This window comes from Pseudoalteromonas sp. CO342X (assembly GCF_004208915.1).
In the GTDB taxonomy this organism is placed as follows: domain Bacteria; phylum Pseudomonadota; class Gammaproteobacteria; order Enterobacterales; family Alteromonadaceae; genus Pseudoalteromonas; species Pseudoalteromonas maricaloris.
Window position 1 is genome coordinate 14,099 of the sequence record NZ_SGPH01000039.1, and the last position, 21,703, is coordinate 35,801.

A 21,703-nucleotide genomic window follows, 5' to 3' on the forward strand; every position below is an offset into this window, starting at 1 on the left:
GCTTGGGTAAAATGCCTCGAATTCGAGTTGGTGATCACAATAAAATTAACTTGGATACCTTTTTATTACAAAAAATGAAGGCGAGTATACCATGGGCGTGCAAAAAGTTTATCAGTTGTTAAAAATGACAGCGTTGTTTTTACTGTCGAAGCACTGTGCTATAGCCAGGATAAGCTGTGTTTACTAACGAGTAAAACCTATGTGTACAGAGCTAGGCCGAATTTCGGTGATAAGCATCGGCAGACTCTCGCTCATTCTAATCTTAATCGAAGTGGCGGTAGCTACTTCCTAATACGAGTAGAAGAAAATGAAAAACTCAATGTTAACAGTCAGTATTGCCATGGCACTTGGCATGGCAGCATCGAAGACATTTGCACATGGTTATATGGATAGCCCAAAGGCAAGACAAGCTATTTGTGAGGAGCAAGGCGGATTTTGGTGGCCAAAAGATGGAAGCAATATCCCGAACGCGGCATGTCGAGCGGCCTACCTGGCATCTGAGCATGTGCAGTTTATTCAAAAGCATGAGTTTGCAGCGAATGTTCCTGATTATTTTAATCAGCAAGCGGTACAAGCTGCTGTTCCTAACGGACAACTTTGTGCGGGTGGCGACAGAAATAAAGCGGGTATGAATATCGCATCGAGTGAGTGGCAAAGAACCGCGATAACGCCAGATGCTCAAAACCAAATTAAAGTGAGATTTCGTGCAACAACGCCGCACAACCCTAGCTTTTGGCAGTTTTATCTCACCAAACCGGAGGCGGATATTCAGTCAAAGCCCCTAGCGTGGCAAGATTTAGAGCTAGTGCAAGAGTATGGCAATGTAGACTTCTTCGTCGCACCAGACGGTAAACGCTATTATGAAATGCAGGTTGCGGTGCCGAGTAAATTTAGCGGAGATGCTATCTTGTATACGCGCTGGCAGCGTGATGATGTTGTAGGTGAAGGCTTTTACAATTGTAGTGACGTCACTATAGTGCGTGATACTACACCGACTGAGCCGGTAAGTTGGACGCCTGCTGGGTTTTTAATTAAACCCGGTCAACAAGTCAATGTAGGCGATACGGTATGGCTACGCGTTTTTGATGGTGATGGCCAAGAATTGGTACAAGAAAAACTATCGATAACACAAAGCAATATCAATCATTGGGCAGCGCAATTTGCTAGCACACTTAATAATAATCATGCGAATACGTTACAAATTGGCGTACAACAAAGTGACGGCAATATTGTATTTGATGCTGCGCAACTCGCTGCTAATCAGCTATTTGTCAGTGATACCCAGTACACTTTCAACCTTTCAATTCTAGCTAAGCCACAAAACCGCGCCCCTGTGGTTCATACCCCTGCCGATATCACGCTAAAAGAAGGCTCAAGCACATCACTTCATGTTCATGCGTTTGATGATGACCAAGATCCACTCACCTTTGCATGGCAGATCCCTGCGCCACTGAGTTATAGCGGTAGCGGTGCAACTATCACGTTGGCTGCGCCTGAGGTTCAGCAAAATACCGACTATCAGGGGCAAGTCACCGTTTCTGATGGCACGTCTGAAAAAGCTGTGAGCTTTACCATCACAGTGACTAACCAAACCGCGCCACCAAATGGTGATACGTGGCGTGCCGATCAAGTTTATACCGCTGGCGATACCGCAGTGTATCAGGGAAAAAGCTATCGTGCTAAATGGTGGGTAAAAGGTCAGCAGCCCGATCAAAGTGATGCGTGGGAGCTGGTCGATAAGTCCGATGCTAGTAACACATGGAATGCCAATAAGGCATATACAGGCGGCGACAGAGTGAGTTATCAAGGCGTTGAATATCAAGCGCGCTGGTGGACCAAAGGTCAACAACCAGACAAGCACTCAGTATGGCGCAAGCTGTAGTCTAAAACCCCGCTGAAAAATCACTGGTAGATACCACTGCCAGTGATCTTAATCTCAAATGCAAGTGTAGCAGTGTTGATTTTTAGACAGACGTTAAATTTATAAAAATGCAATATAGAAATTTTTTAGTCGTTTTATTTGAGTTTAGTTGTAAAAAATATTTTCTCACTATTTAGCTGGGTTTTTAAACTTATTAAATAAGATGTTATTGTGATTTTGTGTATTTTATATTTGTTGTGGTATTTTCATTTTTGCAATTTATAGATTGGTGCGTATTTATAGGTTTTTAATTTATATTTTCGTGGTTTGGTTGAGTTTTTTGTTTTCAATGTTGTTATTATGTTGGTTTTTAATTAAAAGGAAATTTCATGAAAGTTTTATCTATTGGTGCGTTATTATTCGCTATAAGTACAACAGCTTTTGCTGGCAATCCAACGAGTGTAGGTGATGTTGTTGCTCGAGATCTATCAATTTCAGGCCTAGGTTGGGCTGGGCACGTTGGGATCTGGGACGGTTCAAAAGTACTTGAAGTATTGAATGATAACACTGTCATTCACAAAAACACGCTGAGTAGCTTTAAAGGTGCTTCCTCATACTGGGGCGCAAAGTACGGTCGCGGTACTAGGCATGGAGAAATCGTTGAAGCTGGGTGGGCACAACGTAGCTTTGATCCAGAATATACAATCACAGCACAATATACAGAAGGTAAATGGGTATATAAAAATGGTAGTTTTGTAAAAGTGAAGGCAAAGTTCCGTTGTGATACTTTTGTAAACTACTCATACAAAAAGGTTACTGGCGAGAATTTAGTTACCGTTTTTACTCCGAGAAATCTTTATAATAGCTTCCCAAGCACTAGGTAATTCGAGGTGGATATGAAACTAATTGCAAAATATGTAGCATTATCTTTATTAGCTGTTTTTTTGGTTGTCATTTATTTTGTATCCACAGCAGAAAAGGAAGTAAAAAAAACTGCACAAAATAATGAGACCGTTCCTTTTATTAGCCAGTCCGAGCTCATAGCTACACTTCCCGATTTTTATGATATGGATGTTAAATTAACAGATAAAGAAAATAATAAAATGTTAGAGTTAGCAGATACGCTTAGTTTAACATTAAAGAATAGTTTTGGTACAAAGGCTATGCTTGATTTTGAAGCTGAGCTAATAGAGCTATTAAAAGATCCGAATATATCAAGAAAAGATAAAATAAGTATATTGTGGAATATGGTACAGCAGTTAGGCGTGGAATCAGAGCAAGGCTTGTATGTGCTTGAGTATATGAGTACCTTGGCTCCTATTGAGCTGTCCAATGAGTTAATTTTGCTATTCGAAAGTGCATCAGAGCGGGCAAAATTTGGCTTACTAAATGTACTTGAGACTATCTTACTGGTTAATGGAGAAGAGGCGAAAGTTTCTGCCATGCATTTATCAGAAGTAAAGCAGCAATTACTCGATGTAATTAGTGGTCAGCTAGCCAATGTGGAAGATCCTGCATTAGGCTTTTCAATTCTTGAGGCTGTTGTTGGTCACCTTCCTTTTGAGAAAGCCAAACTATTGATAGATGACCAGTTTGTGATATCAGAAAATAAATCTAACAACGTATCAAATGATGCTATCAGAGCAACAAAAGCTGGAATTTATAATCGTCTCGCATTGGCTAACCCTCAATCAAGGACTGAATTTTTACCGCAATATATTGAAACTCTTAATAATGAGCTGTTACAAAAGGTAGAGCGAGAGTCGCTAAGGCAAGATCTCTTTAATATCATCAGAATAGATGAGTTTATGAATGAGGCTCCGCATGAGTTTAAGCAAACGGTGAATGCATTTTTGGCACGAGACCTTCCTGTGATGGACATCGACAGTGCTGAATTTGATTACGATGCCGTAAAGCTGTATTCAGATTTGTCAATTGCGATGGCAAAATTGAGTGCATCGGCTCAACGCTCTAGTGAGAGCATATATACACAACAGATTAATGCAGCTAAAAGCCCACTTGAGCAAGCGATTTTGATAAGTCGTTCACCGTATCAGCTAAATGAATTATTAACTGATGAATTTACCCGAGCAAGAATTAGCAATGACTTGCGAGCAGAGGCCAAACGGATAGGTGCAGATTCTGCCTATGCTGATTTGCTAAACGATGCCGCATCTCGGTTGTAGGTAAACGTGTTGTAGCCACTTTTGGTTGGCTACAACACTTACTACGTAATCATATATTACATTAACTGTTGTGGTTTGATTTCAATATTAGCGCTATCAGAGCTTACCCATACTTCGCCATCTTGAATCGTAATAGTGAGCTTGATGCTACGATCTGCTAATTGGGCTAAAGCCTGAGTCGCACTATAATCCAAACTGAAAATACTCAGATTTTTAAAGTCGTATAATTTAGGCTGATATTTTTGCCACCAAATAGCTTGATTATTTTCACCATAGGTGTAAAGGATCACTTGCTTTGATTTATTACATGCTTTTTTAAGGCGCTTTTCATCAGGCAGTCCTAGCTCAACCCAAAGCTCAATCTCTTCGCTGTAATTCTTAACCCATAGTTCAGGTTCATCGTCAGCGCATAAGCCTTTAGTAAACTCAAGTCCCTCACAGGCATTTAGTGCATAGGCAAGTAAACGGATCATTAACCGTTGTTCGTTTTCAGAAGGGTGCTGAGCCAGTGTTAAATTAACATCTTGATAAACATGTCTGTCCATATCACTGAGTGATAGTTGGGCTTTAATAATAGTAGATTTTAGCGCCATAAATTTGCTTAAAAATTTTTGCGCCAGTATAGCGGGTTGAGATAACAATTTACAGAAGGCTATTGTGAAAATGAGACAAAGCCTCGCAATGAGGCTGTGTTTATTTGAGAAGCTTAACGTTCTAGCAGTTAATTACAGCTACTTGAGATATGCCAAATATTGGGTAACGACTCTTGTAGTTTGCTTACTTGAGCACAGTCGATATTTGGGTTTCCATATAAACTTAAAGATTCTAGATTGGTCAAACCGAATAGCGGTGACAGATCTGAAATGTTGCTATAGTCCAACTCTAAACGGGTAAGCTCGGTGTAATTTTTAATTGTGCTATAGTTTGTCAACTTAGTATTATCCAAGTCCAAATAAGTTAAGGTCGTAGGCAAGCCAAAAAGCGCAAAGTCATATACGGTTTGGCTACTTGTATTTAACTCAAAGGAGGTCAATGATTGAGGAAGTGCAGCTTTAGCCGTTAGTTCACCCGTGAGTCTATAGATATCTAGACTTTGTAAGGTGTGGAGCTGAGCTAAGCTAGGATCACGTAACAACGAACTGTCAACTGAGCCACTTAGTGTTAAAGCCTTAATTGCTTCAAACTGTGTAATTCCATTTAATGATTCAATTGCTGAGCCATCGCAAGAGAGTGAGCTATTACTTAATACATCTTGATATCTTTGCTCTACTATACACTGCTTAAATGCCGCATCTGTAATTAAGTTCAAGTCGACTGGCTTCTTAATACAGTTATAGTTATAAACATTTGTAGTTACACCATCGAGAGATTTTAATAGCTCCTGATCATCACAATAAATGGCACTACTTTGTATTTCAAGTCTTTCCAGATTGTTTAAACTGGCAAGCATGTCTGCTCTAAAAAACGTAGAAAAGTTGCTTAATGTTAATGACTTCAACTTGGTTAATGATGCGATGTCAGAGATGTCAGCCGCTAGAGAGTAGTTAATAGAGAGAGTTTCTAAGTTTTCAAATTGAGATATCTGAGAGATATCTTCTAGCTCTTTAAAGCCGCTGATCTTGAACGATTTCAGGCTCGAGTTTGAACCTAGAGAATCGAGAGTTGTGATTTTCCCTTCATTACCATAATAGTGGCCTTTTGATAATTCAACTGATTCGAGCGCGGGGAAGTTAGTCAAGTTCACCATGTTTGAATAGCTGCTGCTCTTCACGTTTAGTGTTTTTAAGCTTGGAAATGTTGTTTCACTTGAAGCTTCAAATAAACTAACTTCAAGGTTAAGTGTTTCTAATGCATGCATTTTACTTAACGTATCTAGTGCAAAGTTTGAGTAATCGCTGTCGACGGTGAGGTCGCGCATATTTTTAAGCTCAGACAATGCGCTAAAATCCGCGTTATTATCCAATTCACGAATATACAATTCGGTTAGGTTTGGTGTGAAACTTAGCCAGCCTAAATCATTAATGTTATGCAGGCTATTAAGCTTTAATGATGTTAACTGCGGCATCGCTTGCAAAAATCTCAGAGAAGAAAGGTTTAAACTCTTCAAAGACAAGGATTGCAGTTCCGTAAAAGTTGATAGCTCACTGGCATTATCAACGCTTAAATTGTTTAATGACAGAGAGGTGAGCTTCGTATTACTACTGATATCCGCGATATCAAACTCAGCATTACTATAATAGCTACGAAGACCTAGTTTTTCCAACTCACTAAACTTTTCTAAGAATGAGAAATCTTCAAGCTGCGTTCTGTTGAGTACGAGTGTTGTCAGATTTGTTTTGGCTTCTATTGCTGTTGAATCAGCGGCTTCGATATTATCAAGTGTTAATGCAGTGAGGTTAGGTATAGAGTTTAAAAATGACAGTGAATCCAGATCGTTTATGTATGTCAAAGATAAACTCTGCAAGTTACTAAAGCGTTTTAGGGTACTTTTATCATCAATGCTCAGAGAACTTAGGGTCAAACGAGTGAGCTTATCACTTGGAAGTTCACTGAGCTGTATAGTTTCATATTGACTACTATAGTTTTCTATTTCAAGCGTATGAAGTTGCGTAAAGCCTGATAGATCTAGCATCTGGAACGCTAGGCGTTTGCCAGAGCTATCTTCTTTGTTTTCAATAATAGATAAAGACTCAAGTTTGTTGAGCTTATTAACTTGTTCTAAACGTGCATCATTATTTGAGCTGTTCTGAGCTGCGGCAAACGCGTTATCGAGCTTTAATACTGTGAGCGTGGAAATTTGAGCTAACTCGTTGAGATTATTCAATTCTGCGTTTTTAATAGACACGGTTGATAAGCCGCCAATATCCGACAGCCCTGATAATGTTGCAATTGGGTAGTCTGTACATTCAACAATGGAAATGCCCACGTCTTGATGTGTATTTGATAAACATTGCGCCAGCGCCGCGTCTGAAATCGTTAAGCTTGAAAGTGGAGCGTACGCACTTAGGTTGACCGTTAATTCTTGTGAGCTTGAGTCCCCTTTATCGTCTGTTGCAGTTAACTTAAACGTTAACGTGGTCGCTTCATTGATGTCAGGTGCCCGAAATTCGAGCGTTTCGTTATTATTGTTTATCAGCTCGACTGTTGTTCCTGACGTTTGCTCCCACAGCAAAGTTTCAATCGCACCATCTTCATCTGTTACGGTCGCAACGGCTGTGATTGAGTCTCTTTCCATTGCAGTAATTGGTGCTATGGTCGCAATTACTGGTGCTTTATTTGTTGATGTGACTGGTGTATCGCCTTTGCCACTGCCACTACCGCCGCAAGCTGCTAGAGTGGAGGTGAGTAATGAGGTTACGATTCCCTTGTATATAGCGCTTTTAATCATCTTGATATCTTATCTTGTTTTATTAAATAATCAGTGGGCGGGGGAGTGTACTTTATTTAGAAACTAGTTTCCAATAATTACACTGATAAATAAGTAGACCTTTTTTATTATCATGTGGATGTTTTTTAACATGCTGTTTATTAAATAGATATATTACTTAGACCTGTGAAACTTTGCGTTGGCTGAATTTTTATCGCTACTAGTTGGCATTCCTAAAGATGTTCCAATAAGTTGTCGTTCTCCAATGAGAATAGTGCTTATTATTTTTGAATCGGCTGGCTTTATCTCTCGATAGGCCTATGCCAAAGTGCCATTAAGCACACTGACTGAACGCTATAAAATTAGGATAGATATATGGACAAGCTAAAAGCAATTACAGTATTTAGGCGCGTTGTCGAGCTTGGGAGCTTTAGCGCGGCAGCCGATGATTTGTCGTTATCAAAGGCCGCGATAAGTAAAAATATCAATGAACTTGAGGCGTATTTAAAAAGCCCACTTATTCATAGAACCACACGTAAGATGCATGTAACTGAGAACGGACAACAATACTATGACCACGTCAGGACTATTTTGGATGAATGGGCGAGTGCTGATCTTTCTATCATAGAGTCTTCGCAGCAACTTTCAGGGCTTTTAAGGATCAATATTCCAATGTCGGTAAGCATATTAATGTTAAATCCAGCCATTTGTGAATTTATGAAACAGTACCCCGAAATATCGGTAGAAGTTGTCATGAACGACCAGTATATCGACTTGGTTGAACAAGGGATTGATATCGCAATACGTGGAGGAGAAACACTAACGGATTCCACGCTTAGATCCAGAAAACTAACTACTATGGATCGCATCCTTTGCGCTTCTCCATCGTACTTAACACAATATGATACACCTACAAGTCCTCAACAACTGATATTGCATAATTGCTTGGTTTATAGTCTATCTTCTTCAGCAACTAGGTGGACATTTTCGCGTGAGGACGACACTCAGGTTGTCAACATTCAAAAGAGTAACTATTCCGTTAACAACGGTTTGGCTTTAAAACAAGCGGCATTAGCTGGGCTTGGAATCATGATCCTTCCAGAAGTGTTTGTTGCAAAAGAAATAAACTCTGGTGAATTGCTACCACTGTTACCGGATTGGAAAATTAGTCCCCATGCGCTCTACGCGGTTTATCCCTATCATAAAGCGCAGTCACAAAAAGTGCGTGTATTCATTGATTTCTTAACTTCCTACTTAAAATATGAATGACTCAGAGAATAGTCTAAACGGCACATAGTATGCACGTACGCTGCTGTTTTATTGTTTACTCTCAGTGTTTAATTTGTTTACTATAACTATGTTTTTCTACTCATCATTAATATTTAGACTTGGAAAATAGGCTCGACAGTGATGGTTTTGCCTTACTTGTCTAATTGTTTGAGGAGAAATTAATATGAAGAAGTTTTCTAATTTGATGCTAGTTGCGCTTGTTTCGGTATTGCCCCTATCAAGCGGTATCGCCAATGCTACCCAGAGAGAGGGGCAACTTATACTGTCGTATAGTGATGGCAGAGCCGAGTCAAAGGGGATTGAGCAGGTAAATCAAGTATTACGTCGTGTCGGAGTGAGGGTGAGCACTGTGAATATTCCAGAAGAGGCTCGGCCGATTCTGGAGGTGTCCAAGAAAAGAGCGATTAACGAACAAGAAAGCATCCAGTTACTGTCGTTATTTTCATTACACCGAGGTGAGCTGCTAAACGAAATCAAGCAAGCAGGCCGTCAACCGGAAATGCATCGTGGCGGATTCTTATCTACTTCAGAAATAGGCGTTGCGCCTTATCCTAAGATATACGACATGAAAGCGATGAGCAGCGAAGTTAAGTCCTATCTACAAGAGAAGTTTGGGAAACTCCATGTCAATAGCGCCGATAATGGCGTTGGCATCGATGAAGTGATGACGATTGTATCAGGTGGCCCATGGACCTGGTTCTTTTTACTACCAGATAACGTGATCGGTAAGCTAACGTTAGGACAGGTAGGTAATCACAGTAATGCATGGCGCATTAGCTACCCGGGACTTGTTCCACACGGAGGCTTTTTGGACTCTGAATATGGCTTAGTAGTAGCCTACGCGCACGGACCAAAAAATTTCGTCATGCGATATGAAGATCCGAGTGTAATGGGTGCTGAGCTATTAGGCACTAATACATGGATTGATTTTACGTTTGAGACGCCAACATTATTAGATTAAGAATATCTCAGCGGTTCCACAGCGCTTTTTGAGGTGACGCTTAATTGCGACATAGAAGAAGCGAGGCTATATAGCCTCATTGGTTGGAGAATAGAGTGGTAAGGACAACGGGTTAAGGGCGTGTGCTAGCGCGCTCCTTTTCCTGAAGTTGGCTCGCCTAATCAACGTTTGCGATTGCGGATTCTATGCGATTTTCACAAAGGGTAGTGCCGGGCAGTGTCGCACAGTATTCGCCAGCTTGTTCGAGTCCGATGCGCTGCGTATTGCGGGCAGAAATACGAGCTGTAAGCTGTTCGATTTCAAGCGGGTCTTCAGACACAGCTTTAAATGCACTCAACCTTTCTATTTCGTCATAAACTAAATCTTGATAACTTCTGAGTCTGGCGGACAGTGCAATATAGCGGTTAGATAGTGCGGTGTGACCAGCATAGGCGAGGTCATAATGGCCAGAATCTTCATAGCTTTCGACTTCGTACTTTAAAACGTTTAAATGTTCGTCTTTAAGGTCGTCGACATACTCTCCACCGTCTAGTAAGTAGCTAAATAAATTGTCAGCGTATGTAATACAGGGAGTTAGATTATCGGTTTTGCAGTGTATGGTGCCATTTTTACTGAGTCTAGCGAGTTCTGGCGTCATCCCCCCATCGGTATTCACCTGAATCGTATAGACGGCATCTTTGGTTGCCTCTTGAAATACTTTGGTTTTAGTAAAAGTTTTACTGAAAAAAAGAAATTTCACTTTGATTTTGGTCTGAAACCATTCGTATTTTGTGCGATCTTTAAAATGGAGCTTAGCGGTAACATAGATACGAGAACCAAGTTTGATATTGTGGATGAAGCTGTCACCACAACGGTTTCTGACCTGAGTCGGATCTGTACTGAGTAGCTCGACAAAAGCGGGTTTGGTGGTTCGATTTTCAAAGTTATAACTTCCTTTTTCATAGGTTAACTCGACCGCTGAGGCAGCTGAATTTCTATTTTTGGTTACTTTCCTGCGCATGGAAAACTTGGCTGAGCCACCAAAAATAACTAAGTTGATACCAGCCTTTACACTACCTGTAATGGTATTGATCATGGTGTCGGAGTCAAAATCGCCACGATAAGCCAAGTCGCCCATGCTACCACCCTGAAATTGCCACTGACCATCGAGGCACGATTCAAGCGGTATGCCTAATTCCTGTTCAAATCCCTGTCCGAGTTTTTCATGCTCAGTATTTAAAGAGTAATAGGTATGTGCATTTGCATAAAAGCTTAACAGGCCACAGAGCACTATTAATATGGTTCTTAAGTGCATACATAAATTCCTGTAGATGGTTTACTGTGGGAGAGGCGAACAAGTAATAATTCAATGTTCGAATGTTTATTACTTGCCACGCCTCAATTGAACTAATTGAGTCTTAGCGTTTTTACTGCTCACTAATTTTCAAAAGCGGTTCCATAGGTTGGTAGGGCTGATTTACATGGTAGCCAAACCATCACGCCCGCAGCAGGGTCATTTGCATCAACAAAGGAAGGCGCCCAGCCCAACTGTCTAAACCCAAGTGATACATGATTTTCTTCAACACCAAAGTTTGCTGTTGCTTCTCGGGCATTTTCACATTTGAAGTATTGCGTCATGTTATCAGCTGGTATATTCAGATCGGCAAGCGTGTAGTTTTGTATGCAGCCGACGCCACTACCACTACAGGTATTTAGGTAATCGTTCCACGCATCTGTACAAGCTGTACCATAAGGATTATCGCGACAAACTCGAGCATATTGCTCATAAATCCAAGCATTGTTGTAAGCGGCTTCTTGTACGCCTTCTGCTTTTTGACGTTGTACATCCGTCATCCAGCTAGCGTATTGCGCAAGTACACCACGCGCACGGTGTTCATGATTCACCGACTTTTTGAATTGATCTTCAAGCCACAAAGTACGGTAAGTGGTTTCAAAGCGAATATCTTTATTACCTGAATCTAAACGACGTACATCTTGTGAGCTAATCTCGTAAGGCGTTGCCTTGTAGCGCACTACGTTGTAATCAGATAGCGCATTAAACTGATTACCAAAGTCGTTCTTCGCATAGTTCACCGCTTGCTCAAATAAAGTAAAGCAAGGCTCGTAGTTATCGAGCGAACAAGTGATAATATTGTTAGGGATTATGCTGAGAAGCTGTTTAGGATCACCGCCTTTTTGTAAGGCTCTGACGGTAATGCGCACACTTTTCTTTAGGTCCTCGTCGATATAATTAAGCTTACCATCGACGCTAATACCAATATTACCAGCACCGTAACTTACCCCTAAGTAACCGCCAATTTCACTTTTGTGCTGCTCACTTAAGTATTCAATTTTCATGTTAATGAGTAGCTGTGCACCGTATTCAATCTCACTGATAAATCCATCGCCTGCCATGCTCATGAGTTTACTTTGGTACTCATTCGCTAGCGTATTACCTGACGGGGTCAAGGTGTAACCAATGTTGGCATCCGCTGGCATAAGTACACGCTTTTTCGGTGTTAACGATGCTTGGAAAGTATAAGTATTAGAAAACTCAGTCGAGGACATTTCTTTGGCTAAGTGACCGCCTGCTTTCACACGAATGACCGGAAAACCAACATCAACATCAACATTACCGTTGAGTTGACGGAGTACTTCGTCATAGCTGCCATTGTTTACTAGTTCAAATTGCACTCGGGTATTACCGAGAGTCTCAACTGTTTCCCCTGCGACAGTTTGAACATTCAAAAAGCGTTTTTGGTCGCTGTTATAGGCCGTACCTAGTACGATGTGATCATTCATTAATCCAGGGATTTCGCTTTGAAAGGTATTCACATTTTGTGCTTTTTGCATTAATTCCGCTTCGTTCACAAAATTGGAATCTGCGAATGCGAAAGGTGTAGTGCCGGCAATAAGTGCCGCGATAGTCTGTTTGTATAAGTTCATGTTGCCACCTATTACTTCACGTAAAGGAGGTAATCTTCTACCTCTCCGGAGTCTACTTCTTTACATGCGTCATTGCTGCCACCCAAGTAATCCATGGTCACCCGCATTTTCGTCATGCCCTTTTTAGCGCCCGTTGGCGGTGTAATTTCTACCTGAACGGCTTGTTCTGAAACACCTGCAAATAAGGTTTCTTTTGTATCGTTAAAATCACCATCTTGGTTCCAGTCAATAAACACATGCCAAGTTTCCGGGTATGTTTCTGCACTACTAAATCCTGGGGTTAACGTTAACTGGTAGCTTCTATCGGCATATATTTTCGCAGTATCACCAACATAGTTACTGTAAAAGGTGTTGCTACTGGTATTTTCAAGATTAGAAAACTTGACTGACTGGATAAACTCATAGGCACGTTCACGAGACTTAGTGGTGCAATAGTTCGGCATTGCAGGTGTAACCATCACCGCGCTTATGCGATAATCTGATGGGATCTGCAAACAAGAAGTTGTAGGTGATTTACCCGCAAACCAGTTCTTTGGATTCGCATTGTCTTCATCTCCAAAGGTAAGATATTTTGCATCAGTCCTGAGGGTACTATTTTTGTATAGCATTACTTTTTTAAGATTTGCTATTTTCTCATCATTTGGAATGGGAGTTGTGGGATCAAAGATATTATCAGAGACTTCAACCAATAACCCTGGGTAGCACTTTTCCAACCATTGAAAGCGTCCTAACGCTTGCTGTGGCGTGAGTACATCTCGAGATTCAAATAAAGTCGTATTTGCCTGTGCTGATGGTGCTACTATCGCAGCGAATGAGGCAATTAATGTGCTGGTTAGCATGACTTTTAACATAGTCTTATTCCTTATAATTCTAGCCATTTACGGTCATACTGATGAACGCGGCCACGAGTCTGTAGCTCTCTATCGCGGCAGTAATTACCAATTGGATTACGCTTACAATAATCAACGGCGTCTGCCAGAATAAATGAGTTAAAGAGTGCATTATCGCGAATGGTCTCTAATGCAGTTCGATGTGAGTTATTCAGCTCACTGGCGTAGTAATTGAGTAGGTTATCGGCACGACGATTGTCGAGAATTGCCTGTACCCAATCATCACTCATGTTTTTTAATGCCAATTTAGTCAAGATGCTTTTGGCTGGATAGACATCATCAGGTACTAAGGGAGATAGGCTTGGTCCTGAGTCGGTATAACTTTGTGTTAAGACTCGACCAACGTTGTATTTATCTAAGGTATCAAACTGAGTGACGTAGTTAGTTTTGATGTAATCGATGCTGTTTTTAAACACATCAAAGCATGGTGTTGGGTTTTCCATCGTACAGTTGACGAGCTGATTAGGGATCACCTTCAATAGTTCAGTTGGATCACCACCAAGTTGTAGCGCAGAAACTGTAATTTTGATGTTACGCTTCACATCTTCGTCTACTTTTTGCAGTTTACCACTGACACTGACTTTACCCGCCCAGTCAACACCAAGCTGACCACCCCATTTGACTTTGTCTTCGTCATTTTTATATTGGAACTTGAGATTGATCATAACTTGAGAGCCATACTCAATCGCTGATACAAACTCATTACCAATATTATTGAATTTATCTCCAGGATTAGCATTGACCAAATCAAGCGCCGCTTGTGTTGGCTTAAATCCTGTTTGAGGATCTGCAACTAGCAGCCGTTTTTTCGGTTTCAAGGAGAGGAATAGGGTGTAAGTGCCGGTGTAGTTATCTGCGGCGTTTTGTTTTGCATAGCTTGCGCCAACGCCAACTTTTATGACTGGAACATCAAGTGCAGCGCCTAAATTACCATCTAGCATGCTAGATAGTTGGCTATAGCTCATATCTACACCGACTACAAAATCCATTTCGGTATTGCCATAGGTTTCATCAACTCGACCAAGCACACTTTGCAGTGCATAAAAACCTTCTTTTTCACTATGGTAAGCAGTACCGAGTGTCACTGAGTCTAAATCAGAGTTATTTGCTTGAGTAGTGAACTCTGGATTAGCAATTTGATCAGCAGTAGCTGAAAAACTGCAGGCAAAAAGTCCCGCTACCCCCATGGCACGTGCCAATGGAGAATGTATAAATTTCATGTTGAATTCCTTACTGAGAAGTATGGCCCCTCAATAGGAGAGGCCAGATGCAGCGATTAGTTCAGGCTGTTGATGTAGTCTGTTTTCCACTTTTCAGGAAGACGTTGGAGAATCTCTTCTTCTGACATGCGTACGTCCTGATCTTTGTAGTTGAACTCATCTTGTGTAGCAAGATCGCCTACCGCCATACCATTGGCAAACATGGCAAAGTTACGTGACTCAGCTAGTTTAGAATCTGCTGTTGGAGCAAGTTTTAGGTTATAAATCTTGTCGCGATACTTCTCTTTGGTCACGCTTGTTACCAGCACCGACCCATTCTCAGTTAAGATACGGTCACCAACTTTAAGCTCTTTCGCCCAAATAATTCCTTTATTTGACGTCGAAATTGGGTGAGTCTCAGTAGTTAAGATATCAGAGCCATCTGCGCCTTTTACGCGATACATCTTGATAGCTTCAATCCCAACCGACACATCAATAACTTGCATTGGTTCTTTAACTTGGGTATTCGAAGCAAGTGCACCTAATACCAAATCGCCTTTTGCAATGTCTTCAATGGCAAGCTGTTTGCCATCGGCCATGGTGATCATTGTGCCTGTAGCTAGACAGCTGTAACCTAGCTTCATCATAGGTAATACTTCACTATAGAAGTTACCAAAACGCGTTGATGTTTCTGACGTTAATGAAACTTGGAATGCAACGGCACCACCACGTCCTTTCTTAAAGTACGGATAACCTTTAACAGCAAAGGTCATATACCAGTTTGCTTCAGCGATGTTTGAGAACAGTTTGGCATTACCAAAACGGCCCTCAGAACGTGGAATATTCCAACGGATAATCGACTCTTGGTTTACAGTATCAACTTCGAACTCCAAGTAATCGGAAAATTGCTTAACCGCGTTTTCGAGCCCTTTATAACTTTGCTTTGTCGCGCCGCCATAGATACCTTCTTGTAGATAGATATTCGTTGGTTCATCTATACCGTTTGGCAAATCGCCTACAGTTGGATAGATTTCAGTGATCTCGTGAGGAACACGTAACTCGCCGTTGAATGGGATATTTACATCGGTAATTTCATTCGGTTCACGGTATTGATCTGCAGCGTAATCACAGTCAGTGTGACTACGGTTTAAACAGATTTTAATAACCGCGTCGTTGTTTTTATCGATTGGCGCAGTTGCATTATATTTCGGACGTGTATCCAAAGATGAGCTGATCCCTACGTTAAGTGCAGAAGCCTCACCTTTTGCTGCTGGTGCAGCAGAGCCATACAGCGCTTCAAAGTGCTCCCATGAGAATGGGTATTCAGTGTACTTCATCGTCGTACTGATAGTGCCATCTTCTTGCTCTAGTTCAACGTATGAACTTGCGTAAATGGTATCTAGGTTGGGAAAGTTTGCTTTCAATGACTTCAGTGAAATAGTCGAAGTTGCAAGTGTGTCTTTACCATCTAATACATTAAATGTAGAACCTAAAGGCGCAAGCTGATTACCATTTGCATCTTCTAACAACAAGTCGATGTAGGTCGCTTTTGTACCACCAAAGCGTGAGCTTTTTGCACGTACAATGAGATAAGGTTCGTTTGTATCAGACGAAATAGCTAAGTTCATATCCAAGAAGAAATGTGCTTCTTTAATAATATCCACTTCAGTTTCACTAACTGGCGGCACTTCAGAGGTGGTCATATTCATTTTGGCTGATAAGTGCTGTCCTTTTGCTACATCTAGCGTTTTGTGTAGCTGTGGGAACTCGCTCTCAATACGGTTTGCTTTTATTAAGCGTGACTTCGCCAATTGATAGTGCTGCGGATTGGACATATCGAGTTTACGGATCCCGAATTGGTCTGGCTGAGTTACTGCGATACCCTGGGTTGCAGCAGGACCAGACTTCTGTTTCGACGCCGTGGTAGTCGGTTGTTCATTAACACTGTTGCTAGCAGCAACCGCATTGCTGACTGCTAACGCGATTGCAAGCGGCATGAGCACCTTTTTGTTTAGTTTTTTCATTTTATTTTCCTTAATTCTTATAGATTTCTACAAGGTAGTCTTCAATTTCTCCGCTCCCCGAGGTCGCGGCACTGCTATAGTCAGAGCAAGGATCGATACTATTTACTCTGCTAAATCCGTAATACTGCAAAATTCTCATTCGAGTCGTTGTGACAGGTTGTGACAGCTTATTGCTTGGAATGCTAAATTCCCCCTCAACATAGCCTTTACCGTAGTCTTGGTTAGTTTGGTCAAAATCCATGACCAGCAACTCTGATTTGTTGTTTCTCCAATCGCCATCGCCAAATTGACCGTCGCCGTTTAAATCTATCCAGATGTGGTAGTTTTCAGCGAAGGCTTCATTGCCTGCATAACCTGCCTCAATACGATAAGTATTATTCTGTGTGGCATAGAGCTTGATTGGATTGTTAGGATTAACGACACCAGGTTGCTGTGCATTGCTAAATGGACCATCTTGATTGAAAGTCACGTTACTGATGTGTTCATAATCGGTCAGACCTACAGCCGTGCAATATTCAACAGGTTGTGTTGATTTAAGCTCTAGCAGCATATTTTTGGTACCTGTAACTCGGCTTCCCCAATCATCCCAAATAGGTTTGTCGTAACTAATTGTTAGGCTTGCGCTAAAGTTACCTGCGGCTTGATAGGTGTGTTCGGTGTCTTGGCCAAAATCACCAGTTTGCGTAAGTGTTGAGCCATCTCCAAAGTTCCATTCCAATGTTACATCTGGGTATCTTGAAGCATTATCAGGTTTTGTGGTGGTATTACTGAAGCTGACCTTAAACGTACCGTCTGCTTGTTCGCTTACCGTGTAGCTCACATCAGGCGTAAAGCTCGTCTCACCAATTTTCACTGTTTCAGTGGTAGATTGTGTGCCATCAGCATGATTAATTGTGAGTGTGATCGTGTACTCGCCATCGGCTTGATAGGTGTGCTGAGTGTCTCTTACCGAGGACGTGACACCATCTCCAAATTGCCATTGTATTGTGCTACCTTTAGGGATAACACTCTGATTTGTATCTACATAAACAGTACTACCGGATTTACGAGGTGTGAATCTTGCCGTGATAGTGGTGTTGAACTGAACTTGTTTGTTCCAGCTTCCAATTACCTTGTTGAATCTGTCATATGCTTTTAGCTCGACCGCATAGTTGCCAGATTGCGCATATTGGTGAATAGGCGACTTTTCACTACTGGTTGTGCCATCGCCAAATTTCCAATGCCAACGTTTAACACGTGCATCGACAGTATTGTTTTCAAAGCTAATCTGATTGACACCTTGGTTTGTGCTGATCCTTAAATCAACAGGATCTGTGTTTTCAATGAGCTTTACTGTGTAGTCTTCAACTTCACCCCAAGACATGTCACCACACGCGGATTTCACTAGACCAAATGACACCATAGTTCGAAGGCGGTAGCTTTGGTTTAGCTCACCACTCAATGAGATCTCGCCAGTCAATTGCGTTTTACTGCTGCCAAAAAGTGCGAGTTCTTCCGTCTTATGAAATAAGCCATCATTATCTTTGTCTAACCAGACATAAAAGTTCTTTGTCTTGTCTTGAGTATCTGGGTGGGGTGCTGCGGTTAGCGTTACATTGAGTGCTTTACCATCCTTAACTTCGACTACATCATGTGAGTAGTCGCTATAATTGCTTGATGTAGAATCGTTCTTGTAGCTGTTCAACGAAACTGATGATAAGTAGTACTTGCTATGATTGATGCCTTGCGCGGGGCAATAGTCGTCAAAAACTTCAATAGGCAGCATAAAAGTATCAGACTGACCAGAGGGGGCGATGGCGGTCAGTTCAACATTGTATTCGCCCGCAGTAGTATAGTTGTGTGTAGGCTCAAAGGCGCTACTTTGTGCACTTCCATCACCAAAATTCCACTGCCATTGCCAGCCTTCGCTGTTACTAGCCGAAACTTGCTGGCCGTCACGGCGAGTTAAGTTTTTAAAGTCAAAAGCTAAGAATTGACGATCAAAGCCAAGTTCACTTTCGAGTCCACGGTCTACCTTCAAACCTATACCGACTTGTGCAAATGCCTTACGTACGTGGTTTTGTAAATCAGTAGCTTGCCAGTTGCTACCATCTTGCTTTTTAACGCCATCTTGAGTCAGCTGATCAGTTACCGTGTGAGTTTGTCTCATTACACAATCAGCACCAGTAAGATAAGTACTATTGCTGGTCCAGCAGTTTTTATTTGCGTTAGCAAACAAGATAAAGGCGTACTTTGTATTCCACGGTGAGGTTTCGTTGTCTAGATCTGCAGTCGTGAGGTAATAAAAAGCTTTGTTAAATACGCCTGCGCCATGGTGAGAAGTGACTGAGTCGTCATAGTCCTCAACATGATCAATCGAATTTCCATCTAGCGTAGGAGTTTTGAAATAACGCAGTGCATCATCAAGGCGGAACGTTTCGTGATTACTTTTCCAATCATTCGCGCCAGAGTAGAAGAATTCAGCTGCTTCACCCGCCATATCAGAAAAGGCTTCATTGATGGCACGAGCTTGACCTGTCAGCATTGATTTTGGCGTATTTGAGCCATACTCTTCGGTAAAACCGTGAGCGATTTCATGGGCAACTACATCCAAGGAAACCATAGGATAGAAGAGGTAGTCACCATCACCAAAATAGACCTCGCCGTTTTCATAAAATGCCTGATCCATGTTTAGACCGTAATGGACATTTTGAATTATCTTTTTATTAAAGTAGGGTTTATGTCCAAGATAAGCCTCGAACATCAAGCTTGCTGTTTGTCCATGATGATGAGCATCATTTAAGGCAGAGCGAGCGCCGTGATATTCTTTATAGTCATTGCGAGTTGAATCTGAGCAGTTATAGCTATAAGGCATATTAACTTGCGCGGTACCGTGATTGTAGTTTCTGGTCTCAACGTTTTTTGCATCAAACAAGCAGTTAGTTTGCTGAGCATCAGTTTCCATGGCGACAACAAAGGTCTTTGGTGGGTAGGAAACGTAATCTTCTTGTTGATAATCTGGGCGTGAAACCTTGTCATTACCAGATGGTCCGCTTCCGCCTTCATACACAACGCGCTGCAATACATCTGATTGGCTGATAAGCTCGTTTGTTATTAAATCTACAAAAGCAAGGATCCTTTGTGGCTTAAAAGGACCAGACTTAAAATCGGTGAAAAAAGTAAGCTTGGCAGCGTGTCGGGCTTTGCCATGAGCATCTATATAAATTACTTCTTCTGCTGATGAACGTCTAAAAATTCTAGGGCGTTCACTGGTAAACTGAGAAATGACTGAGTCTAAAGTCGCGCTAAGTTGTGCTTCAGAAACAGGAGCGAGCGTGGGTATATCTTTAGCGACGTTAATAATGAGATCACCATAAACTTGCTCAACAGCGCCATTTTCGTCTGTCAGCACAACAAGGTCATGATTCCAGATTGGAATATTCTGGTACTTTTGAGTTATGGTATGGCTTTGCTTCGTTTGACCTACTTGGCTTTGATGAAATGTAAGCGTATGACCTGTGTATTGCGCTGCAAATGTTTTCAGCGTTAGTAGATAGTTTTGATTAGAATCATCACCAAATGTGGATTGTTTTTGTTGTAAAGTTGGCGCAATTTTCTGCGTGTCATTGAATAAAGAGACGCGTTCAGCGCCGTGACAATACATACTTATCGCTGATGCTAAAACGCACAGAGACTTTAACCCTTGCATGTTAACTCCATAATTATTTTGAAGATTCCTTCCCACTAAAACGCAACTACTCAATACATGAGATATAAGAGCGAATGAGTGCGGCTGATTATTAGTGCTATTACTTTGAGCACAAACTCTAAGGTAATAAAGAATTTCAAATAAATAAATAACAAAAAATAAACAAAATAATAACCTTATGTTTTCGTTGGGAATTTAGGAGGAGGTTTTATTTTTTGTTATTTTTATCTAACTAATTATTATTGTTGAATAAATCTAAATTTTTTTAGAGCTTATAAAAAACTAAGAACAGCTAATACGCTAGGAGAGGTAGTCATCATTTTGTAATGTAAGGTAAATTTTAATGCTGGCAGATTTACTATTTGTTCCGTTATTAGGAGCTTTTGCATAATATTGATGAAATAAAATGAATAAGAAGCGTTGTTTTGGGTTGCTTAATTAAAGAGGAAATTGGTCTGGTAAAAAGTACCTAGCTGTTTTATAAGCACTAGGTACTTTTTGTGATCTTTATTGAACGGTTACATTAATGTAGTTAGTAACAAAGGGCGATATCTCAATAGTTCCTGTCGCGTAAACATCTTTACCCACATCTTCACCTTCAATTTTTATATAGTATTGTCCAGCTGGGATAACGATATCAGTGTAGTAATGTGTACCAAAGTGAATTGAATCACCTTTTACTAACCAGCCCTCGGGTGAAATTTCGTATAAATAGCCTTCGCACTTAATTTTACCGATCCGAGGGTGTTTGCATTCGTTAAATTTAAGTCTGGTTTTACCGTCTGGATTTTTTGCCGTTTTTACAAATGCCAATGAGCCATAATCTCGAGCCGTTTTGGTCGCTTGATGAGGCCACACTTTTTCTTTGTTGACAGAATAATCGTTACTAGAGCCGCTACCCGTCGCCGAAACCACAGTGCTTGAGCTGCCAAAAATACCGTTGATGGCACCGTCAACACCGTCGTTAACTACACGATTGATATCATTACTTTTACATGCGGTAAGAGAGATAAGTGAAAGTGCGATAAGTGTTACTTTTTTCATTATTTGTCCTTGAAGTTCCATTCGCATCAGCATTTTTACTTAATGTTAGCTGCTTTCTTCAGCGCTTAGTAAGTAACATATTCAAAGATTTACTAAGCTGTAAAACTAACACAAAGCAATACGAGCATTCTTTGCTCATACAATGCTTCCAGTTATTTTTGATTTAAATCGCATAAAAGTTTACCTTGTGGCGAAAAAAAGTCCAACAAAAAGCATGCTATTTAATGACTTTGGTCATTGAACAGCATGCGAAAAAGTATATTAGATT

The 21,703-nt window shown here is 41.0% G+C and carries 14 protein-coding genes; 5 read left to right on the top strand and 9 right to left on the bottom strand.

Features of this window, described 5'->3' with window-relative positions:
- Positions 1-307: 307 nt before the first annotated feature.
- The 3 genes from EXT47_RS18260 (at position 308) to EXT47_RS18270 (ending at position 4,047) form a co-directional block, all read left to right on the top strand.
- Positions 308-1,882: a lytic polysaccharide monooxygenase gene (locus tag EXT47_RS18260; protein WP_130127241.1), complete on the top strand. Its 1,575-nt coding sequence runs from the start codon at positions 308-310 to the stop codon at positions 1,880-1,882.
- A 368-nt stretch (positions 1,883-2,250) separates the two neighbouring features.
- The gene (locus EXT47_RS18265; protein WP_130127242.1) at positions 2,251-2,745 is read left to right on the top strand and encodes a hypothetical protein; all 495 of its coding nucleotides are present in this window, start codon (positions 2,251-2,253) and stop codon (positions 2,743-2,745) included.
- A 12-nt stretch (positions 2,746-2,757) separates the two neighbouring features.
- A complete protein-coding gene (locus tag EXT47_RS18270) occupies positions 2,758-4,047 on the top strand; it encodes a hypothetical protein (protein WP_130127243.1) in 1,290 nt (429 codons plus the stop codon).
- A gap of 56 nt (positions 4,048-4,103) precedes the next feature.
- Here EXT47_RS18270 and EXT47_RS18275 read toward each other — a convergent pair whose 3' ends face one another.
- Together EXT47_RS18275 and EXT47_RS18280 are read right to left on the bottom strand one after the other, a co-directional pair.
- Entirely contained in the window at positions 4,104-4,640 is a 537-nt protein-coding gene (locus tag EXT47_RS18275; RefSeq protein WP_130127244.1) for a YaeQ family protein, read from the bottom strand.
- Between the two features lie 128 nt (positions 4,641-4,768).
- A complete protein-coding gene (locus EXT47_RS18280; protein ID WP_130127245.1) occupies positions 4,769-7,435 on the bottom strand; it encodes a hypothetical protein in 2,667 nt (888 codons plus the stop codon).
- A gap of 354 nt (positions 7,436-7,789) precedes the next feature.
- Here EXT47_RS18280 and EXT47_RS18285 point away from each other — a divergent pair, with 354 nt between their 5' ends.
- Both EXT47_RS18285 and EXT47_RS18290 read left to right on the top strand, forming a co-directional pair.
- Entirely contained in the window at positions 7,790-8,683 is an 894-nt protein-coding gene (locus tag EXT47_RS18285; RefSeq protein ID WP_130127246.1) for a LysR family transcriptional regulator, read from the top strand.
- A 184-nt stretch (positions 8,684-8,867) separates the two neighbouring features.
- Complete coding sequence (locus tag EXT47_RS18290; protein WP_130127247.1) at positions 8,868-9,665, top strand: hypothetical protein; 798 nt, start codon at positions 8,868-8,870, stop codon at positions 9,663-9,665.
- Positions 9,666-9,822: 157 nt separating this feature from the next.
- On the opposite strand, the gene EXT47_RS18295 is transcribed toward EXT47_RS18290, so the two are convergent.
- From EXT47_RS18295 to EXT47_RS18330, 7 genes are all read right to left on the bottom strand, one after another.
- On the bottom strand, positions 9,823-10,959 hold the full coding sequence (locus tag EXT47_RS18295; RefSeq protein WP_045989281.1) for a hypothetical protein: 1,137 nt from the start codon (positions 10,957-10,959) through the stop codon (positions 9,823-9,825).
- 122 nt (positions 10,960-11,081) lie between these two features.
- A complete protein-coding gene (locus EXT47_RS18300; protein WP_045963290.1) occupies positions 11,082-12,590 on the bottom strand; it encodes a hypothetical protein in 1,509 nt (502 codons plus the stop codon).
- 11 nt (positions 12,591-12,601) lie between these two features.
- Positions 12,602-13,441, bottom strand: a complete 840-nt coding sequence (locus tag EXT47_RS18305; RefSeq protein WP_130127248.1) for a GEVED domain-containing protein — start codon at positions 13,439-13,441, stop codon at positions 12,602-12,604.
- A gap of 11 nt (positions 13,442-13,452) precedes the next feature.
- Complete coding sequence (locus EXT47_RS18310) at positions 13,453-14,700, bottom strand: hypothetical protein (protein ID WP_039491816.1); 1,248 nt, start codon at positions 14,698-14,700, stop codon at positions 13,453-13,455.
- Positions 14,701-14,756: 56 nt separating this feature from the next.
- Positions 14,757-16,703: a Hint domain-containing protein gene (locus tag EXT47_RS18315; protein ID WP_039491814.1), complete on the bottom strand. Its 1,947-nt coding sequence runs from the start codon at positions 16,701-16,703 to the stop codon at positions 14,757-14,759.
- Positions 16,704-16,713: 10 nt separating this feature from the next.
- Complete coding sequence (locus EXT47_RS18320; protein WP_130127249.1) at positions 16,714-20,391, bottom strand: PKD domain-containing protein; 3,678 nt, start codon at positions 20,389-20,391, stop codon at positions 16,714-16,716.
- 507 nt (positions 20,392-20,898) lie between these two features.
- Entirely contained in the window at positions 20,899-21,435 is a 537-nt protein-coding gene (locus EXT47_RS18330; protein WP_039491811.1) for a hypothetical protein, read from the bottom strand.
- Between the last annotated feature and the right edge of the window lie 268 nt (positions 21,436-21,703).